The organism is Pseudomonas sediminis, from assembly GCF_002741105.1.
GTDB lineage: Bacteria > Pseudomonadota > Gammaproteobacteria > Pseudomonadales > Pseudomonadaceae > Aquipseudomonas > Aquipseudomonas sediminis.
In genome coordinates this window covers 197,552-212,996 of the sequence record NZ_NIQU01000001.1, presented here as the reverse complement: position 1 = coordinate 212,996, position 15,445 = coordinate 197,552, and the positions used below count along the sequence as shown (strand labels likewise).

General features: G+C 63.2%; 14 protein-coding genes, 2 tRNA genes and 1 pseudogene. 9 read left to right on the top strand and 8 right to left on the bottom strand.

Annotation, left to right across the window (positions count from 1 at the left end; translation table 11 throughout):
- Nucleotide 1: 1 nt before the first annotated feature.
- Entirely contained in the window at nt 2-928 is a 927-nt protein-coding gene (locus CDO35_RS01075; protein WP_099522184.1) for a LysR family transcriptional regulator, read from the bottom strand.
- A 77-nt stretch (nt 929-1,005) separates the two neighbouring features.
- On the opposite strand from CDO35_RS01075, the gene CDO35_RS01070 reads away from it, so the two are divergent.
- From CDO35_RS01070 to rarD, 4 genes are all read left to right on the top strand, one after another.
- Nucleotides 1,006-1,320 carry a 3-phosphoglycerate kinase gene (locus tag CDO35_RS01070; RefSeq protein ID WP_099522183.1) on the top strand — a complete coding sequence of 105 codons (315 nt, stop codon included), beginning with the start codon at nt 1,006-1,008 and terminating at the stop codon, nt 1,318-1,320.
- A gap of 135 nt (nt 1,321-1,455) precedes the next feature.
- On the top strand, nt 1,456-2,055 hold the full coding sequence (locus CDO35_RS01065; protein ID WP_099522182.1) for an FMN-dependent NADH-azoreductase: 600 nt from the start codon (nt 1,456-1,458) through the stop codon (nt 2,053-2,055).
- Nucleotides 2,056-2,256: 201 nt separating this feature from the next.
- Nucleotides 2,257-3,129, top strand: coding sequence for a carboxylate/amino acid/amine transporter (locus CDO35_RS01060; RefSeq protein ID WP_099522181.1), 873 nt, complete (start codon nt 2,257-2,259; stop codon nt 3,127-3,129).
- Nucleotides 3,129-4,034 carry an EamA family transporter RarD gene (rarD, locus tag CDO35_RS01055; RefSeq protein WP_099522180.1) on the top strand — a complete coding sequence of 302 codons (906 nt, stop codon included), beginning with the start codon at nt 3,129-3,131 and terminating at the stop codon, nt 4,032-4,034. Before CDO35_RS01060 ends, rarD begins: the two co-directional genes overlap by 1 nt.
- Here rarD and CDO35_RS01050 read toward each other — a convergent pair.
- Together CDO35_RS01050 and CDO35_RS01045 are read right to left on the bottom strand one after the other, a co-directional pair.
- Nucleotides 4,021-4,599: a dihydrofolate reductase family protein gene (locus tag CDO35_RS01050; RefSeq protein WP_099522179.1), complete on the bottom strand. Its 579-nt coding sequence runs from the start codon at nt 4,597-4,599 to the stop codon at nt 4,021-4,023. The genes rarD and CDO35_RS01050 overlap by 14 nt on opposite strands.
- A gap of 92 nt (nt 4,600-4,691) precedes the next feature.
- Nucleotides 4,692-5,096: an anti-virulence regulator CigR family protein gene (locus tag CDO35_RS01045; RefSeq protein WP_099522178.1), complete on the bottom strand. Its 405-nt coding sequence runs from the start codon at nt 5,094-5,096 to the stop codon at nt 4,692-4,694.
- 200 nt (nt 5,097-5,296) lie between these two features.
- Between CDO35_RS01045 and CDO35_RS01040 the strand changes: the two genes are divergently transcribed.
- On the top strand, nt 5,297-6,622 hold the full coding sequence (locus CDO35_RS01040) for a DEAD/DEAH box helicase (RefSeq protein WP_099522177.1): 1,326 nt from the start codon (nt 5,297-5,299) through the stop codon (nt 6,620-6,622).
- A 107-nt stretch (nt 6,623-6,729) separates the two neighbouring features.
- On the opposite strand, the pseudogene CDO35_RS01035 reads toward CDO35_RS01040, so the two are convergent.
- Together CDO35_RS01035 and CDO35_RS01030 are read right to left on the bottom strand one after the other, a co-directional pair.
- A pseudogene (locus CDO35_RS01035) lies at nt 6,730-8,565 on the bottom strand (ABC transporter ATP-binding protein).
- A gap of 45 nt (nt 8,566-8,610) precedes the next feature.
- Nucleotides 8,611-9,675, bottom strand: a complete 1,065-nt coding sequence (locus CDO35_RS01030) for a metal-dependent hydrolase (RefSeq protein WP_099522176.1) — start codon at nt 9,673-9,675, stop codon at nt 8,611-8,613.
- Between the two features lie 131 nt (nt 9,676-9,806).
- On the opposite strand from CDO35_RS01030, the gene arfB reads away from it, so the two are divergent.
- Nucleotides 9,807-10,220 carry an alternative ribosome rescue aminoacyl-tRNA hydrolase ArfB gene (gene arfB / locus CDO35_RS01025; protein ID WP_074676758.1) on the top strand — a complete coding sequence of 138 codons (414 nt, stop codon included), beginning with the start codon at nt 9,807-9,809 and terminating at the stop codon, nt 10,218-10,220.
- Nucleotides 10,221-10,294: 74 nt separating this feature from the next.
- Here arfB and CDO35_RS01020 read toward each other — a convergent pair whose 3' ends face one another.
- Together CDO35_RS01020 and gap are read right to left on the bottom strand one after the other, a co-directional pair.
- Entirely contained in the window at nt 10,295-10,759 is a 465-nt protein-coding gene (locus CDO35_RS01020) for a methylglyoxal synthase (protein WP_017677924.1), read from the bottom strand.
- Between the two features lie 13 nt (nt 10,760-10,772).
- Entirely contained in the window at nt 10,773-11,774 is a 1,002-nt protein-coding gene (gene gap, locus CDO35_RS01015) for a type I glyceraldehyde-3-phosphate dehydrogenase (RefSeq protein ID WP_099522175.1), read from the bottom strand.
- A gap of 130 nt (nt 11,775-11,904) precedes the next feature.
- On the opposite strand from gap, the gene edd reads away from it, so the two are divergent.
- A complete protein-coding gene (edd, locus tag CDO35_RS01010; RefSeq protein WP_099522174.1) occupies nt 11,905-13,728 on the top strand; it encodes a phosphogluconate dehydratase in 1,824 nt (607 codons plus the stop codon).
- 190 nt (nt 13,729-13,918) lie between these two features.
- On the opposite strand, the gene rdgC is transcribed toward edd, so the two are convergent.
- Nucleotides 13,919-14,839 carry a recombination-associated protein RdgC gene (gene rdgC / locus CDO35_RS01005; RefSeq protein WP_099522173.1) on the bottom strand — a complete coding sequence of 307 codons (921 nt, stop codon included), beginning with the start codon at nt 14,837-14,839 and terminating at the stop codon, nt 13,919-13,921.
- Between the two features lie 296 nt (nt 14,840-15,135).
- Here rdgC and CDO35_RS01000 point away from each other — a divergent pair.
- Together CDO35_RS01000 and CDO35_RS00995 are read left to right on the top strand one after the other, a co-directional pair.
- A tRNA-Val gene (locus tag CDO35_RS01000) sits at nt 15,136-15,211 on the top strand.
- A gap of 15 nt (nt 15,212-15,226) precedes the next feature.
- A tRNA-Asp gene (locus CDO35_RS00995) sits at nt 15,227-15,303 on the top strand.
- The last annotated feature ends 142 nt before the right edge of the window (nt 15,304-15,445 follow it).

The following is a 15,445-nucleotide window of genomic DNA, read 5'->3' as shown; positions in this document are numbered from 1 at the left end:
CTCAGTTGGGCGACTGCGGCGCGGCGAAGGCGGCGTCCAGCGGCGCCGCGTCGAAGTTCTTGATCAGCTCGATGAGAATCTGTGTAGCCGGACCGAGTACGCGCTCCTTGTTGCTGTAGAGGAAGAAGCGCGGTTTGCGCAGACCGCCCTGGGTCAGGGGCAAGGGTTTCAGCAGGCCTTCCTGCAGTTCACGGACGATCAGGTGGCGTGGCAGCCAGGCGAATCCCAGGCCGCTGCTGACGAAGGTGCGTGCGGTCGGCAGGCTGCCCACTGTCCAGCGCTGTTCCGCGCCCAGCCAGCCGGCGTCGCGCGGCTGCAAGCGGCCACTGTCACGGGTGACCACCTGCATCTGGCCTTCCAGGTCCTGAAAGCTCAGTTCGCGTTGCAGGCGGTGCAGGGGGTGTTCCGGGTTGGCGACGGCGACGAACTCCACTTCACCCAGCTCGATGCCCAGGTGACCGGTGATGTTCAGCGCGCTGATGGCCAGGTCGGCCGTGCCTTCGAGCAGCACCTCCTCGACCCCGGACAGCACCTCTTCGCGCAGGCGTACGCGGCAGCCCCGGCTTTGCGGCATGAAGGCGGTCAGGGCACGGACGAGGTTGGCGGTGGGGTAGGCGGCGTCCACTACCAGGCGCACTTCGGCCTCCCAGCCCTGTTCCATGTGGTGGGCCAGGTCTTCCAGTTGGCTGGCCTGCTTGACCAGTTGCCGTGAGCGGCGCAGCAATACATCGCCGGCTTCGGTGAGCACGGCCTTGCGACCGTCGATGCGCAGCAGCGGTACACCGAGCTGTTCCTGCATGCGTGCCACGGTATAGCTGACCGAGGACTGCGAGCGGTGCAGCACGTCGGCGGCCTGGGCGAAGCCGCCCTGATCCACCACGGCCTGCAGCGTGCGCCATTGATCCAGGGTTACGCGAGGAGCTTTCATCACATCATCCTGCCTGAGTCGGCTGTTATCGCCGACGATCTCCACCTACACTGGCGATCCCATGTAGGAGAGCACCGATGAAAAAAATAATCTGCTTGCTGCTGGCCTGTATGCCGTTGGCTGCCCATGCCTACCCCATCGAGGTGGAAAAACAGTTCAACGGCGCCGAGGTCTCCGCCACCACCCAGGAAATCGACCACAACATGGCGGCTCTGATGCTCTACAACTACGGCCAGAGTGAAGCCGAGTGCAGTGCCGTGTTCCAAAATGGCCCCGAGGCACCGCGCATCCGGCGTACCGTGTTGGCGCCTGGCGCCAGCAACAACATGGCGGTCAAGTTCACCCGTAGCGTGATTCGTCTGCGGATCAAGCTGACCTGCAACCTGAAGTGATGGAAGCCTAGATGCGACCAGTCGATAAATCAAATTAGTCGATATATGTAAGCGGATATTTACGCTTTTTAATCGAAAGTTGCATCTCTATTCTCTGCTCCATCGACTCTTGTTCACCTCGATGGAGCCTCAGACATGTCCCGTATTCTCGTAATCGAAAGCAGCGCCCGCCAGCAAGGTTCGGTCTCCCGCGAGCTGACCCAGCAATTCATCGCTACATGGCAGGCTGCGCACCCGGCTGATCAGGTCCAGGTGCGTGATCTGGCGGCCGAACCGGTGCCGCACCTCGACGCCACGCTGCTGGGTGGCTGGATGACCCCGAGTGAGCAGCAGAGCGACGCCGAGAAAGCTGCCCTGGCCCGCTCCAATCAGCTGACCGATGAGCTGCTGGCTGCCGATGTGCTGGTGCTGGCTGCGCCGATGTACAACTTCGCCATCCCCAGCACCCTCAAGGCCTGGCTGGACCATGTGCTGCGCGCTGGCGTCACCTTCAAGTACACCGAAACCGGTCCGCAGGGCCTGCTGACCGGCAAACGTGCCTTCGTGCTCACGGCTCGTGGCGGTATCTACGCCGGTAGTGGCCTGGATCATCAGGAGCCCTACCTGCGTCAGGCGCTGGCCTTCATCGGTATCCACGATGTGCAGTTCATTCATGCCGAAGGCCTGAATATGGGCGCCGAGTTCAGCGAGAAAGGCCTGGCCCAGGCCAAAGCCAAGCTGGCTGAAGTGGCCTGATCCGAGGCTCTCCTGGCGCCTGGGCTCCTGGGCGCTTCTGCCGGGCATTGCGCAAGCAATGACCGGCTTTTTTGCGTGGGCCTGGCGACACGCTCTTGCCCGGTGGCGACGGCTTGCACGTGAGGCCGGTGGGGTTCGCCTACTGTCGATTGTACGCCCGCGATGAACGCGCTAAGGTCGCCGCCTGTTCCTGAGGTGACCATGCGCTATCTGTTGATCGTGACCCTGCTGTGGGCGTTTTCCTTCAGCCTGATCGGTGAGTACCTGGCCGGTCGGGTCGACAGCTACTTCGCGGTGCTGACGCGCATCGTCATCGCCGGTCTGCTGTTCGTGCCGCTGACCCGTTGGCGCGGCCATGCCCCGGCCTTCGTGCGCGGCATGCTGCTGATCGGCGCGCTGCAGTTCGGCATCACCTACGTCTGCCTGTATCTGAGTTTCTCGGTGCTGACGGTGCCGGAGGTATTGCTGTTCACCATCCTCACGCCGCTACACGTGACGCTGATCGAGGATGCCCTCAATCGTCGATTCACCCCCTGGGCGCTGGTCGCCGCTCTGGTGGCAGTGCTGGGCGCCGGGATCATCCGCTACGACGGTATCAGCAGCGGCTTTTTGCTCGGTTTCCTGTTGCTGCAGGTCGCCAACTTCACCTTCGCTGCCGGGCAGGTGCTGTACAAGCATCTGCTGCTCAAACACCCCTCGAGCGAGCCGCAGTACCGGCGCTTCGGCTTCTTCTATCTGGGCGCCTTGCTGATTGCGCTGCCCGCGTTCCTGCTGCTGGGTAGCGGCGAGCGTCTGCCTAGCAACGCACTGCAGTGGAGCGTGCTGGTCTGGCTTGGTGTGGTGGCGTCCGGATTGGGACTGTATTGGTGGAACAAAGGCGCCAGCCTGGTCGATGGTGGCACCCTGGCGGTGATGAACAATGCGCTGGTGCCGGCCGGTTTGCTGGTCAATCTGCTGATCTGGAATCACGACGCCGATCTGCTGCGCCTGGCTCTGGGCGGTGCGGTGATTGCGGCGTCGCTACCGCTGGTCAATCTGGGGCGTACGCGTCGCACGCCTGCCGAGGTGCGCTGATGCAATTGTCCGGGCGGGGAGTGGCGCTATCGGTTGGCGCCTCGATGCTGTTTGCCGTGCTGCCTGGCTACGTGCAGTGGCTGACGCCGCTCGATGGCGTGCAGATATTCGCTCAGCGCGTGCTCTGGTCGATTCCGTTGGTTCTGCTGCTGGTGCTGCTGGCAGGGCAGACCACCTTGCTGCGCGAGACCTTCGTGCGTCTGCGCCACGAGCCGCTGTTGTTGGCTGCCTGCCCGCTGGCAGCGGCCTTGATTGGCGTGCAGTGGGGGCTGTTTCTCTGGGCGCCCTTGGCGGGGCATATGCTGGAAGTGTCCATGGGGTACTTCCTGCTGCCGTTGGCAATGGTGCTGACCGGTCGGCTGTTCTACGGCGAGCGCCTGCGTCCGCTGCAGCGCTTGGCAGTGACCTGCGCCATGCTCGGCGTGCTGCACGAGCTGTGGCGCACCCAGGCGTTCTCCTGGCTGACGCTGATCACTGCGCTGGGGTATCCGCCATACTTCATGCTGCGCCGCTGGATGCGCCTCGATGCGCTATCCGGTTTCGTGCTGGAGATGCTGATGCTGGCGCCGTTGGCGATTTGGCTGATCGTTGCCTACGGGCCGGTTGGCGCATTCGCTGAGCGTCCGCTGCTGTGGTTGCTGGTGCCGGTGATGGCGTTGATCGGTACGCTGGCCTTCGCGGCCTACATGGCGTCCAGCCGGCTGCTACCTCTGGGGCTGTTCGGCATTCTCAGCTATGTCGAGCCGGTGCTGTTGTTCGCTGTGGCGCTACTGGTGCTGGGCGAGACCTTCGATGCGGGGCAGTGGCTGACCTACCTGCCGATCTGGGCGGCTGTGCTGCTGGTCGGCTGGGACAGTGCCCGGCTGCTGCGCAAGCAGCAGCGCGAGAACATCAGGCCGCGTTGATACGCGGTGCGGGGATCTGCGTTGGCAGGCTGGCCTGCTTCTGCACCTGATAGTGCACTTGCAACGTGCCGTTGTTGAAGCGGCGTTGCTCGCTCAGCGTCAGGCTGCGTTCCATGCCGGTGGCCAGCAGTGGAATACCGGCGCCGAGCAGGTGCGGTACCAGGTTGATCACCACCTCGTCGATCAGTCCGGCGGTGTAGCAGTTACCCGCCAGCAGGCTGCCGCCGACCAGCCAGATGCGTTGGAAACCGGCCTCGTTCAGTGCAGCTACGGCTTGAGCCGGTGTGCAGTGCGTCAGCTGGATTTCGTCCGCGGCGCGCGGCAGAGCGAGGCGAGTCAGCACCACGCAGGGCTTGCCGGGGTAAGGCCAGGGACCGCCACGCTTGAGCAGCGCCTCGTAGGTGCCGCGGCCCATCAGCAGGGCATCGATGCCGGAGTAGAAGTATTGAAAGGCATACTCTTCATCGGCCTCCCGTGGCGAATCGAACCAGTCGATGCGACCATCGGGGCGCGCGATATAGCCGTCGAGGCTCGACGTGACGTGGTAGATCAGCGAAGCGTTCATGGTGCCTCCGCACGCGGGTTATCTGACAGATAGATCGATGGCCGCAGAACAAGTTCGACAGAGGGCGTGCCACTCGTCGGCACGTTCGTTGATCAGTCCAGCACGTTACGCAGGATTTCGTAGACGATCCCGGTCGCGATGGCGACCAACACAACATCTCGGCCGATCTGCTTCCATTCGTAGCCTTCGTAGTAAGGCAGGCGCGAGGTCAGGCGGCTGTCGAAGTTCTTGGCGATGCCCGGTGGCAACGGCTTGCCGCGAGCCAGGTTCTTGGCGATGCCTGGTGGCAGGGAGGAGGTCGGGCCGATCAACTGGCGATTGTCGCCGAGGATGATGCGTACCCTTCCGATATCCACGGTCGGGCCCCGTAGATCGATCTGGACACCATCATCTCGGCCCGGTTTGCCTTTGCCGGGGGGCGGGTTGGCAAGCGCTGGCGATGCGGCCAAAAGGACGCACAGGCCGATACTGAGGGCGGTCAAGGGCTTGGTGGGCATGGGGCTGCGCTCTTCGGATGGTGATGCAGTTTGGATGACCGCCGAGCGGTTTCGGTTCCGGTCTGCTCCTGCCGGATAGCGACTCCAGGCAGCCGCCCGTCGTCGCCTGAACGCGAGTTTCATGCAAAGAAATTCGGCCCCGGCGGCGGAAACCGTTAGGCTATGCACCGTTTTGTCGATTTCTTTGAGGTAGTGCCCCCGTGTTTGCCCAATTCGCCCTGCATGAACGCCTGCTGAAAGCCGTGGCCGAGCTTAATTTCGTCGAGCCGACTCCGGTGCAGGCGGCAGCGATTCCGCCTGCGCTGGAGGGCAAGGACCTACGGGTGATTGCCCAGACCGGCAGCGGCAAGACCGCCGCTTTCGTTCTGCCGCTGCTCAATCGCCTGCTCGGTGACGGCAACTCCAAGCAGCGTCTGAGCATTCGTGCGCTGATCCTGCTGCCGACCCGCGAGCTGGCCCAGCAGACGCTCAAGGAAGTCGAGCGCTTTGCCCAGTTCACCTTCCTCAAGGCCGGCCTGGTGACCGGTGGCGAGGACTTCAAAGTGCAGGCCGCAATGATGCGCAAGATCGATATCCTGATCGGCACGCCGGGCCGCCTGATCGAACACGCCAACGCCGGCAACCTGCCGCTGGACGAGGTCGAAGTGCTGGTGTTCGACGAGGCTGACCGCATGCTCGACATGGGCTTTGCCGAAGACGCCCAGCGTCTGGCCGAGGCTTGCGGGCCGCACCAGACCCTGCTGTTCTCCGCCACCACCGGCGGCAATGGCCTGCGCGAGATGGTCGCCAAGGTGCTCAAGGAGCCGCAGCACCTGATGCTCAACAGCGTCAGCCAGCTCAATGAGGGTACCCGCCAGCAGATCATCACGGCCGACCACAACTACCACAAGGAACAGCTGGTCGACTGGTTGCTGACCAACGAGGCCTACGACAAGGCCATCGTCTTCACCAACACCCGTGTGCAGGCCGACCGCCTCTACGGCAAGCTGGTGACCGCCGGGGTCAAGGCGTTCGTGCTGCATGGCGAGAAGGACCAGAAGGATCGCAAGCTGGCCATCGAGCGCCTGCGCCAGGGCGCGGTCAAGGTGCTGGTGGCCACCGACGTGGCGGCGCGTGGCCTGGACGTCGAAGGCCTCGATCTGGTGATCAACTTCGACATGCCGCGTTCCGGCGACGAGTACGTGCACCGCATCGGTCGTACCGGCCGTGCTGGTGGCGAAGGCCTGGCGGTGTCGCTGATCTGCCACACCGACTGGAACCTGATGTCGAGCATCGAGCGCTACCTCAAACAGCGTTTCGAGCGTCGCACCATCAAGGAGCTGAAAGGCGTCTACCAGGGGCCGAAGAACCTCAAGGCGTCCGGCAAGGCCGCCGGCAGCAAGAAGAAAAAGACCGAGAAGAAAGACCCGAAAAAGGCTACCGCATCCAAGCGCAAGACCGGCCCACGCCCGGCTGGCAAGCCATCGTCGTTGGTCAGTGAAGATGGCAGCGCGCCGCTCAAGCGCAAGAAGCCGGCTGCGGAGTAATCTGGCTGTTGTGGGAGGCGCTTTCGGCTCTGGCATCCTGCTTCGCTCTACCTCCTGCATCCATGCAGTCGTAGCGGCGAGTCGCGGCTGAAGCCCCTCCCACAGTTTTACTCCATCCCGACGAACCCACCGGTCTGATGCTGCCACAGGCGTGCATACAGACCGCCGTGGGCAATCAGCTCGGCATGGGTCCCGGTTTCGATAACCTGGCCCTGGTCGATCACCACCAGGCGATCCATCCGTGCGATGGTCGACAGGCGGTGGGCGATGGCGATCACCGTTTTGCCTTCCATCAGGCTGTCCAGGCTTTCCTGAATGGCCGCTTCCACTTCCGAATCCAGTGCCGAGGTGGCTTCGTCCAGCACCAGGATCGGCGCGTCCTTGAGCAGCACACGGGCGATGGCGATGCGCTGGCGCTGACCGCCGGAGAGCTTCACGCCGCGTTCACCGACCTGCGCATCCATGCCACGGCCGCCCTGGCTGTCGTCGAGGGTGGGGATGAAGGCATCGGCGCGGGCCTTGCGTACCGCCTCCTACAGCTCCTCGTCGCTGGCCGCGGGCTTGCCATAGCGCAGGTTGTCGCGGATCGAGCGGTGCAGCAGTGAGGTGTCCTGAGTCACCACGCCGATGTTGGCGCGCAGGCTCTCCTGGGTCACCGTGGCGATATCCTGATCGTCGATCAGGATGCGGCCGCTTTCCAGGTCATAGAGGCGCAGCAGCAGGTTGACCAGGGTCGACTTGCCGGCGCCGGACGGACCGACCAGGCCGATCTTTTCGCCGGGGCGAATATCGATGCTGAGACCGGCGATCACGCCGCCGCGCTTACCGTAGTGGAAGTGGATGTCGTCGAAGCGCACGCTGCCCTGCTGCACCTGGATCGGCTTGGCGTCGGCGCGGTCGAGTACCTGGCGTGGCTGCACGATGCTCTGCATGCCGTCCTGCACGGTGCCGACGTTCTCGAAGATGCCGTTGACCACCCACATGATCCATTCGGCCATGTTGTTGATGCGGATCACCAGGCCCAGCGCCAGGGCGATGGCGCCGGTGGTGATCAGCGACTGGCTCCACAGCCACAGGGCCAGCGCACCTGTGCCGACGATCAGCACGCCATTGAGGCAGGTGATGAGAAAGTCCAGCGCAGTGATGGTGCGTGACTGCAGGCGGAACTTGTCGAGCAGGTCCTGCATGGCTTCGCGGGCGTAGCTTTCCTCTTCCTGCGAGTGGGCGAACAGTTTGAGCGTGGCGATGTTGCTGTAGCCATCGACGACCCGACCCATAACTTTCGAGCGCGCCGAGGAGGCAGCGGCCGAGCGCGCCTTGATGCGTGGCACGAAGTACCACAGCGCGGCGCTGTAACCGACGATCCACAACGCCAGCGGCACCACCAGGCGCAGGTCGGCGGCGGCGAACAGGTACAGCGCGCTGCCGGCATAGACCACCACATGCCACAGTGCGTCGATCACCTGCATCGCCGAGTCACGCAGCGAGGGGCCGGTCTGCATCACGCGCTGGGCGATGCGGCCGGCGAAGTCGTTCTGGAAGAAGTTCAGGCTCTGCTTGAGTACGTAGCGATGGTTCTGCCAGCGAATCAGGTTGGTCAGGCCCGGATTGACCGCCTGGTGGGTGAGCAGGTTGTGCAGGCCGAACACCACGGGGCGGATGACCAGCGCCACCAGCAGCATCCACAGCAGCTCGCTCTGGTGCTCGCTGAAGAAGCTGCTGGCATCCGTGCTGGCCTGGGCCATGTCGATCAACTGGCCGAGGAAGGCGAACAGCGCGACCTCGATCAGGGCAGCGAAGAAGCCGATCACCAGCACGGCCAGCATCAGCGGCCACACCTGTTTCAGGTAGTGACCGTAGAAGCGCAGCATGCCAGCGGGCGGGGCGACGTCAGGGCTGGGTTTGAAGACGTCGATCAGGGATTCGAAGCGGCGAAACAACATTGCAGGCGTCCTGCCTCGGCAGAGGAAACGCCGATAGTAACGCCGTTAGTGCAAGCGAGTCTCAGTTAAAAGCGGTTTCTGCAACTCACCAGCCCAGGCCAGCAATGGAATCTCCAGCTGCGGTTGCCAGATGCGTTTGAACAGCAGTGCCAGGTGTTCGACCTCGCCGCGTTCGAAGGACAGTCGGTCGATGCGTTCATGCACCTGCCATTGGCCGTCCTCCAAGTGGGCAAAGTCGAAGCGGAAAGGATGAAAACCTGTCATGCCCAGGCGCAGGTCGGTGACGATCAGTCGGTCGCCGACCTGGTCGTAGCGCAGCACGCCGCCGGTGAACCACTCCAGCCGCTGGTGCATGGGCGAGGCCGTCAACTGCTCGCGCAAGTGCGTGCCGCGCGGCAGGCGTTGCAGTTGCGGTGGCTGGTCGTCGAACCAGCCGACCAGGGCCTCGTGATAGTCCTCGCCATCGAGCACGATGACGCGCCACAGCAGGGTGTTGAGTGGTGTCGGCGTGGTGAACAGCTGTTCGGCCTGGATGCCCTGGCGCGCCAGCTCGCGTTCCACGCGCTGCTCGGCCATGAATTTGCCGGCCAGGCTGAAACCGATGTATAGCGTCGAGACCGCCAGCGCCACGGCCGGTACGCGCCAACTCTGTTCGCGCAAGCCGGTGAACAGGCTGATCAGCACCGCTGCAATCAGCGGCAGGGTGTACAGCGGGTCGATGATGAACAGGCTCGACCAGGCCGTAGGTGTCGGCATCAGCGGCCAGAACAGCTGGGTGCCGTAGCTGGTGAAGGCGTCCAGCAGCGGGTGGGTGATCAGCACCAGCCACAGCGTGAGCAATAAACGATTGGCCGAGTAACCCGGGTGAGGGCGAAAGCGCCTGGCCAGCCAGGTCAGCAGCAGGGCAAAACCGCTGAGAACGAACAGCGAGTGGCTGAAACCGCGATGGTAGGTCATGTTGGCCACGGCATCGCCGTATTCCATGACCACATCCAGGTCGGGAACGGTGGCGAGCATCGCGCCGTAGAGCAGCGCCTTGCGCCCCTGCCAGCGGCCGAGCAACGCGCCCTGGATGCTGGCGCCGAGTACCGCCTGGGTTATGGAGTCCATCGAGTGCTTCCGAAAAAAGACAGGCCGCTACGTTAGCCGAGCCGCCGCGCGAATGCCGTGGGGAAATTTCAAGCAAAGATTACAGCTATGGCGGGTATCCTGATGGTCATGCTTTCCAAGACCTCATGGCCATGCTGATCGTCTCCAACAGTGTTCACCTTCCCGATGAAGAAATCGAACTGACCGCCATCCGCGCCCAGGGCGCCGGTGGGCAGAACGTTAACAAGGTGTCCAGTGCCGTGCACCTGCGTTTCGACAGTCAGGCCTCGTCTCTGCCTCCGTTCTACAAGGAGCGTCTGCTGACGCTTGCCGATAGTCGTATCACCGCCGACGGGGTGGTGATCATCAAGGCGCAGCAGTACCGCACCCAGGAGCAGAATCGCGCCGACGCCCTAGAGCGTCTTGCCGAGTTGATTCGTAGTGCCGGCAAGGTGGAAAAGAAACGCCGCCCGACCAAACCGACCCTAGGCTCGAAGAAGCGTCGCCTGGATGGCAAGAGCAAACGCGGGGCGATCAAGGCAGGGCGGGGCAAGGTGGATTTCTAGAGGATAACGGCGGCCTCACGTAGGGTGTGCCATGCGCACCTGAATGATGATGGCTTAGGCGGCCTAGCGACACCCTACCCGCGAGCCGCCAGATAAGCCTGATAGTCGGGAATGCGATACTCGTGCTGTTGCTCCAGCAGGCTGCTGCTGAGCATGTAGTCGGCACTGCTCTCGTTGCACGCTACCGGGATGTTCCACACCGCCGCCACGCGCAGCAGGGCCTTGATGTCCGGGTCGTGTGGTTGCGGCTCGAACGGGTCCCAAAAGAACACCAGCATGTCCACGCGCTGCTCGGCGATGCGCGCGCCGATCTGCTGGTCACCACCCAGCGGTCCGCTGATCATGCTCTCCACCGGCAGATCCAGACGTTTGCTCAGAAGCAGGCCGGTGGTGCCAGTGGCCACCAGTTCATGGCGCGCCAGCTTGTCGCGCTGACGCTCGCACCAGTCCAGTAGGAAGCCTTTGCAGTGGTCATGCGCCACCAGGGCGATACGCTTGCGCGCCGGCAATTGGGCATGGGTGAAGCTGATACGGCTCATCGAGCCTCCTCGTTCAGTGCAATCGGGCCAGGACCAGGCAGTTGTCCAGCATGCGGTTGGAGAAGCCCCACTCGTTGTCATACCAGGCCATGACCTTGAGCAGCTTGCCGCTGAGCTTGGTGTGGTTGGCGTCGAAGATCGATGACAACGGGTTGTGGTTGAAGTCGCAGGACACCAGCGGCAGCGCGTTGTACCCCAGCACCTGAGACCTCTCGCTGGCAGCCTTGAGCAGGGCGTTGACTTCCCCGGCGGAGGCCTCGCGCTTGACCTGCAGGGTCAGGTCGACCAGCGAGACGTTGATCACAGGCACCCGTACCGCCATGCCGGTGAGCTTGCCAGCCAGCTCCGGCAGCACCAGACCGACGGCTTCGGCGGCACCGGTCTTGGTCGGGATCATTGACTGGGTCGCCGAGCGAGCGCGGTACAGGTCGCTGTGGTAAACGTCGGACAGGTTCTGATCATTGGTGTAGGCGTGGATGGTGGTCATCAGCCCCTGCTCGATGCCCAGTTCGCGGTGCAGCACCTGCGCCACCGGCGCCAGGCAGTTGGTGGTGCAGGAGGCGTTGGAGATGATCTGCATGTCAGGCGTCAGCACCTGCTCGTTGACGCCATACACCACGGTGGCGTCGGCGCCCTTGGCTGGTGCGGAGATCAGCACCTTGCGCGCCCCGGCGGCGAGGTGCGCGGCGGCCTTGTCTCGCTCGGTGAACAGCCCTGTGCATTCCAGCACCACATCGACCTGATGGGTTTTCCAGGGCAGCTCTGCCGGGTTGCGAATGGCGCTGACGGCGATGCGATCACCCTTGATCCACAGGCTTTCGCCGTCGACTTTAACTTCTTCAGGGAAATGGCCGTGGACGCTGTCATATTGCAGCAGGTGGGCATTGATCGCGCTGTCGCCCAGGTCGTTGATGGCCACGACCTGCAGGTGCTGGCGATAATTCTGGGTATAGAGTGCGCGTAGCACGTTGCGGCCGATGCGACCGAAGCCATTGATGGCGATTCGTAGTGTCATGGTGAGGGTCTCGTCAATTTGTTGTTGTAATTACAAGATTATTCCCATTGCTATAGAAATCAAGCCCGCTGAGTGGCAGTATTTTGTTGTAAATACGAACAGACGCTAGAAGCTAGCCTGGAGATTCCCCATGCACCCCCGCGTTGTTGAAGTTACCGAACGTCTTGTCGAGCGCAGCCGCGCCACGCGTCAGCGCTACCTGGAGATGATCCGTGCCGCCGCCAGCGAAGGGCCGCAGCGTGGCAAGCTGCAGTGCGCCAACTTCGCTCACGGCGTCGCCGGTTGCAGTGGTGACGATAAGCAGACCCTGCGCCTAATGGATGCCGCCAACGTGGCCATCGTTTCTGCTTACAACGACATGTTGTCGGCCCATCAGCCCTACGAGACCTTTCCCGAACAGATCAAGCAGGCTCTGCGCGACCTGGGTTCGGTAGGCCAGTTCGCCGGTGGCGTACCGGCCATGTGCGATGGCGTGACGCAGGGCGAGCCGGGCATGGAGTTGGGCATTGCCAGTCGCGAGGTGATTGCCATGTCCACCGCGGTGGCGCTGTCGCACAACATGTTCGACGCCGCGTTGTATCTGGGCGTGTGCGACAAGATCGTACCGGGCCTGGTGATGGGCGCGCTGCGTTTTGGTCATCTGCCGTCGATGTTCGTGCCGGCCGGGCCGATGACCTCGGGCCTGTCCAACAAGGAGAAGGCCGACGTGCGTCAGCGTTACGCCGAAGGCAAGGCGACCCGCGACGAGCTGCTGGCGGCGGAAATGGCCGCCTATCACGGGCCAGGTACCTGTACCTTCTACGGTACGGCCAATACCAACCAGTTGCTGATGGAGGTGATGGGCCTGCATCTGCCGGGCGCATCCTTCATCAATCCGGGCACGCCGCTGCGTGATGCGCTGACCCGTGAGGCCGCGCAGCAGGTCACGCGTCTGACCAAGCAGAGCGGTCAGTTCATGCCCATCGGCGAGATTGTCGACGAGCGCTGCCTGGTCAACTCCATCGTCGCCCTGCATGCCACCGGCGGCTCCACCAACCATACCCTGCACATGCCGGCCATCGCCCGCGCCGCCGGCATTCTGCTGACCTGGCAGGACATGGCCGATCTGTCCGAAGTGGTGCCGACCCTGGCGCACGTCTATCCCAATGGCAAGGCCGACATCAATCACTTCCAGGCTGCCGGCGGCATGGCCTTCCTGATCCGCGAGCTGCTCGACGCCGGGTTACTGCATGAAGAGGTCAATACCGTGGCCGGGCGCGGTCTGTCGCGCTACACCCGCGAGCCCTTCCTCGAAGACGGCAAGCTGGTCTGGCGCGACGGACCGACCGAGAGCCTGGAGGAAAGCGTGCTGCGTCCCATGGCGCGGCCGTTCTCGGCAGAAGGCGGCCTGCGCCTGATGCAGGGCAATCTCGGCCGTGGAGTGATGAAGGTGTCCGCGGTGGCGCCCGAGCATCAGGTGGTGGAGGCGCCAGCGCTGGTATTCGAGGATCAGCTGGATCTGGTCGAAGCGTTCAAGGCCGGCAAGCTGGAGCGCGATTTCGTCGCCGTGGTGCGTTTCCAGGGCCCGCGCAGCAACGGTATGCCGGAGCTACACAAGATGACGCCATACCTGGGCGTGCTGCAGGATCGTGGTTTCAAGGTGGCGCTGGTCACCGATGGGCGCATGTCCGGCGCCTCAGGCAAGATTCCGGCGGCGATTCATGTCTGCCCGGAGTCCTTCGATGGCGGGCCGCTGGCGCGGGTGCGCGATGGCGATCTGATTCGCGTCGATGGTCAGAACGGTGAACTGCTGCTGCAGGTCGACGAGGCCGAGTTCGCCTCGCGCCAGCCGGCGGCGCGGCCTGCTCCGGCCAGTGGTTGCGGGCGCGAGCTGTTCGCCTTCATGCGCCACAACTTCAGCACAGCGGAGCAGGGCGCCAGTGCCTTTACCGAGAGCCTCGAATCGCTGGTCTGAGGCTGGCGCCAGTAGCCCGGATGAAATCCGGGAATCGCTGCTGCAATGGCCCCGGATTGCATCCGGGCTACTCGCCAGGCGCCGGCAAAGCCGCTCTTCGTAGGAGCCCCGCCTCGGGGCGAAGCTTCATCCAAGGGTGCCCCGCCCTGATTCGCGGCGGGGCGCCGCTCCTACAGACCTGCGTCATGCTTCAGATGCCCTGCGGAATCTCTTCGCCGCCCAGTGCGGTGAACAGCTCCGGCAGGAACTCCACCAGGGTCATCATCATCAGGATGAAGCTGGCGTCCTGCTGAGCCAGGGCGTCGTCACCACCATCCTGTTCGGCCTGCTCCTGCAGCACGTCTTCGAAGCGCAAGCGCTTGATGGTCAGCTTGTCGTCGAGTACGAAGGACAGCTTGTCCTGCCAGGCCAGTGACAGTTGGGTGACCTGCTTGCCAGTGGACAGGTGCAGCTGGATTTCCTCGCTGGTCAGGTCCTGGCGCTTGCAGCGCACCACACCGCCATCTTCGTGGGTGTCACGCAGTTCGCACTCGTCGAGCACGAAGAAACCTTCGGCGGCGCTCTGGTTCTTCAGCCAGTCGGTGAGGGTGGCGGTCGGTGCGATCTTCACCGACAGCGGGCGCACCGGCAGCGAGCCGATGGCTTCACGCAGGGTAGACAGCAGGTCTTCAGCTTTCTTGGCGCTGGCGCTGTCGACCAGGATCAGGCCCTGCTTCGGCGCGATGGCGGCGAAGGTGCCGGATTTACGGATGAAGGCGCGCGGCAGGAAGGTCTGGACGATCTCGTCTTTGATCTGGTCGCGTTCTTTTTTGTACACCTTGCGCATCTGGGTGTTTTCGATCTCGTCGACCTTCTCCTTCAGCGCATCACGCACTACCGAACCCGGCAGGATGCGTTCTTCCTTGCGTGCACCGATCAGCAGGAAGTCGCCACTGACGTGCACCAGTGGTGCATCGGCGCCTTTGCCGAATGGGGCGGTGAAACCGTAGGTGGTCAGCTCCTGGCTGGCGCAGGGACGTGCCGGCTTGCTGGACAGTGCGGTTTCCAGTGCTTCGGCGTCAAAAGGGATGTCCTGGGTGAGGCGGTAGACCAGCAGGTTACGAAACCACATGAGCGGGTGATTCTCCATTGATGATGAAGTCGCAGGGTGGCGCCATCCTTGGGCTCTCTCGAGCCGGCGCGCAGCGACGGATGAGGGTGGCGGGCCATCAACAGGATCATGATCGGTCCGCCGGCACAGAGCGCGCATTATTCTCCGCTGACGTGCTCAGGCCAACCCTGACAACGAGCCACTGAGGAAATTCGCTGGTCTCGCCTAAGTTCTTGCTGCGCCGGTAAATTTTTTTGCGAAGAGGGCTTGCCAAGGCCAGGATCGCTCTCTAGAATGCGCCCCACTTCGAGAGTGAAGGGTGATTAGCTCAGCCGGGAGAGCATCTGCCTTACAAGCAGAGGGTCGGCGGTTCGATCCCGTCATCACCCACCAATCTCGCAGTTACGCGCAGCGGTAGTTCAGTCGGTTAGAATACCGGCCTGTCACGCCGGGGGTCGCGGGTTCGAGTCCCGTCCGCTGCGCCATTCTTCTCCTCGCTTCATCCCCTCCTGTGACAACTCTTCGGCGTCCGCCGAAATATTCAAAAAATCCTTTGTTTGCTTGAACTTATGCGCATTGCTTGGCTCCTATGCCGTAGCCAGTGATCGCGGCGTACTGCTAAGCTCG

What these genes read in the sequence shown, in the direction of transcription:
- CDO35_RS01075 (WP_099522184.1), bottom strand. Translation starts at nt 928, where the DNA reads ATGAAAGCTCCTCGCGTAACCCTGGATCAATGGCGCACGCTGCAGGCC.
- CDO35_RS01070 (WP_099522183.1), top strand. Translation starts at nt 1,006, where the DNA reads ATGAAAAAAATAATCTGCTTGCTGCTGGCCTGTATGCCGTTGGCTGCC.
- CDO35_RS01065 (WP_099522182.1), top strand. Translation starts at nt 1,456, where the DNA reads ATGTCCCGTATTCTCGTAATCGAAAGCAGCGCCCGCCAGCAAGGTTCG.
- CDO35_RS01060 (WP_099522181.1), top strand. Translation starts at nt 2,257, where the DNA reads ATGCGCTATCTGTTGATCGTGACCCTGCTGTGGGCGTTTTCCTTCAGC.
- rarD (WP_099522180.1), top strand. Translation starts at nt 3,129, where the DNA reads ATGCAATTGTCCGGGCGGGGAGTGGCGCTATCGGTTGGCGCCTCGATG.
- CDO35_RS01050 (WP_099522179.1), bottom strand. Translation starts at nt 4,599, where the DNA reads ATGAACGCTTCGCTGATCTACCACGTCACGTCGAGCCTCGACGGCTAT.
- CDO35_RS01045 (WP_099522178.1), bottom strand. Translation starts at nt 5,096, where the DNA reads ATGCCCACCAAGCCCTTGACCGCCCTCAGTATCGGCCTGTGCGTCCTT.
- CDO35_RS01030 (WP_099522176.1), bottom strand. Translation starts at nt 9,675, where the DNA reads ATGGACTCCATAACCCAGGCGGTACTCGGCGCCAGCATCCAGGGCGCG.
- arfB (WP_074676758.1), top strand. Translation starts at nt 9,807, where the DNA reads ATGCTGATCGTCTCCAACAGTGTTCACCTTCCCGATGAAGAAATCGAA.
- CDO35_RS01020 (WP_017677924.1), bottom strand. Translation starts at nt 10,759, where the DNA reads ATGAGCCGTATCAGCTTCACCCATGCCCAATTGCCGGCGCGCAAGCGT.
- gap (WP_099522175.1), bottom strand. Translation starts at nt 11,774, where the DNA reads ATGACACTACGAATCGCCATCAATGGCTTCGGTCGCATCGGCCGCAAC.
- edd (WP_099522174.1), top strand. Translation starts at nt 11,905, where the DNA reads ATGCACCCCCGCGTTGTTGAAGTTACCGAACGTCTTGTCGAGCGCAGC.
- rdgC (WP_099522173.1), bottom strand. Translation starts at nt 14,839, where the DNA reads ATGTGGTTTCGTAACCTGCTGGTCTACCGCCTCACCCAGGACATCCCT.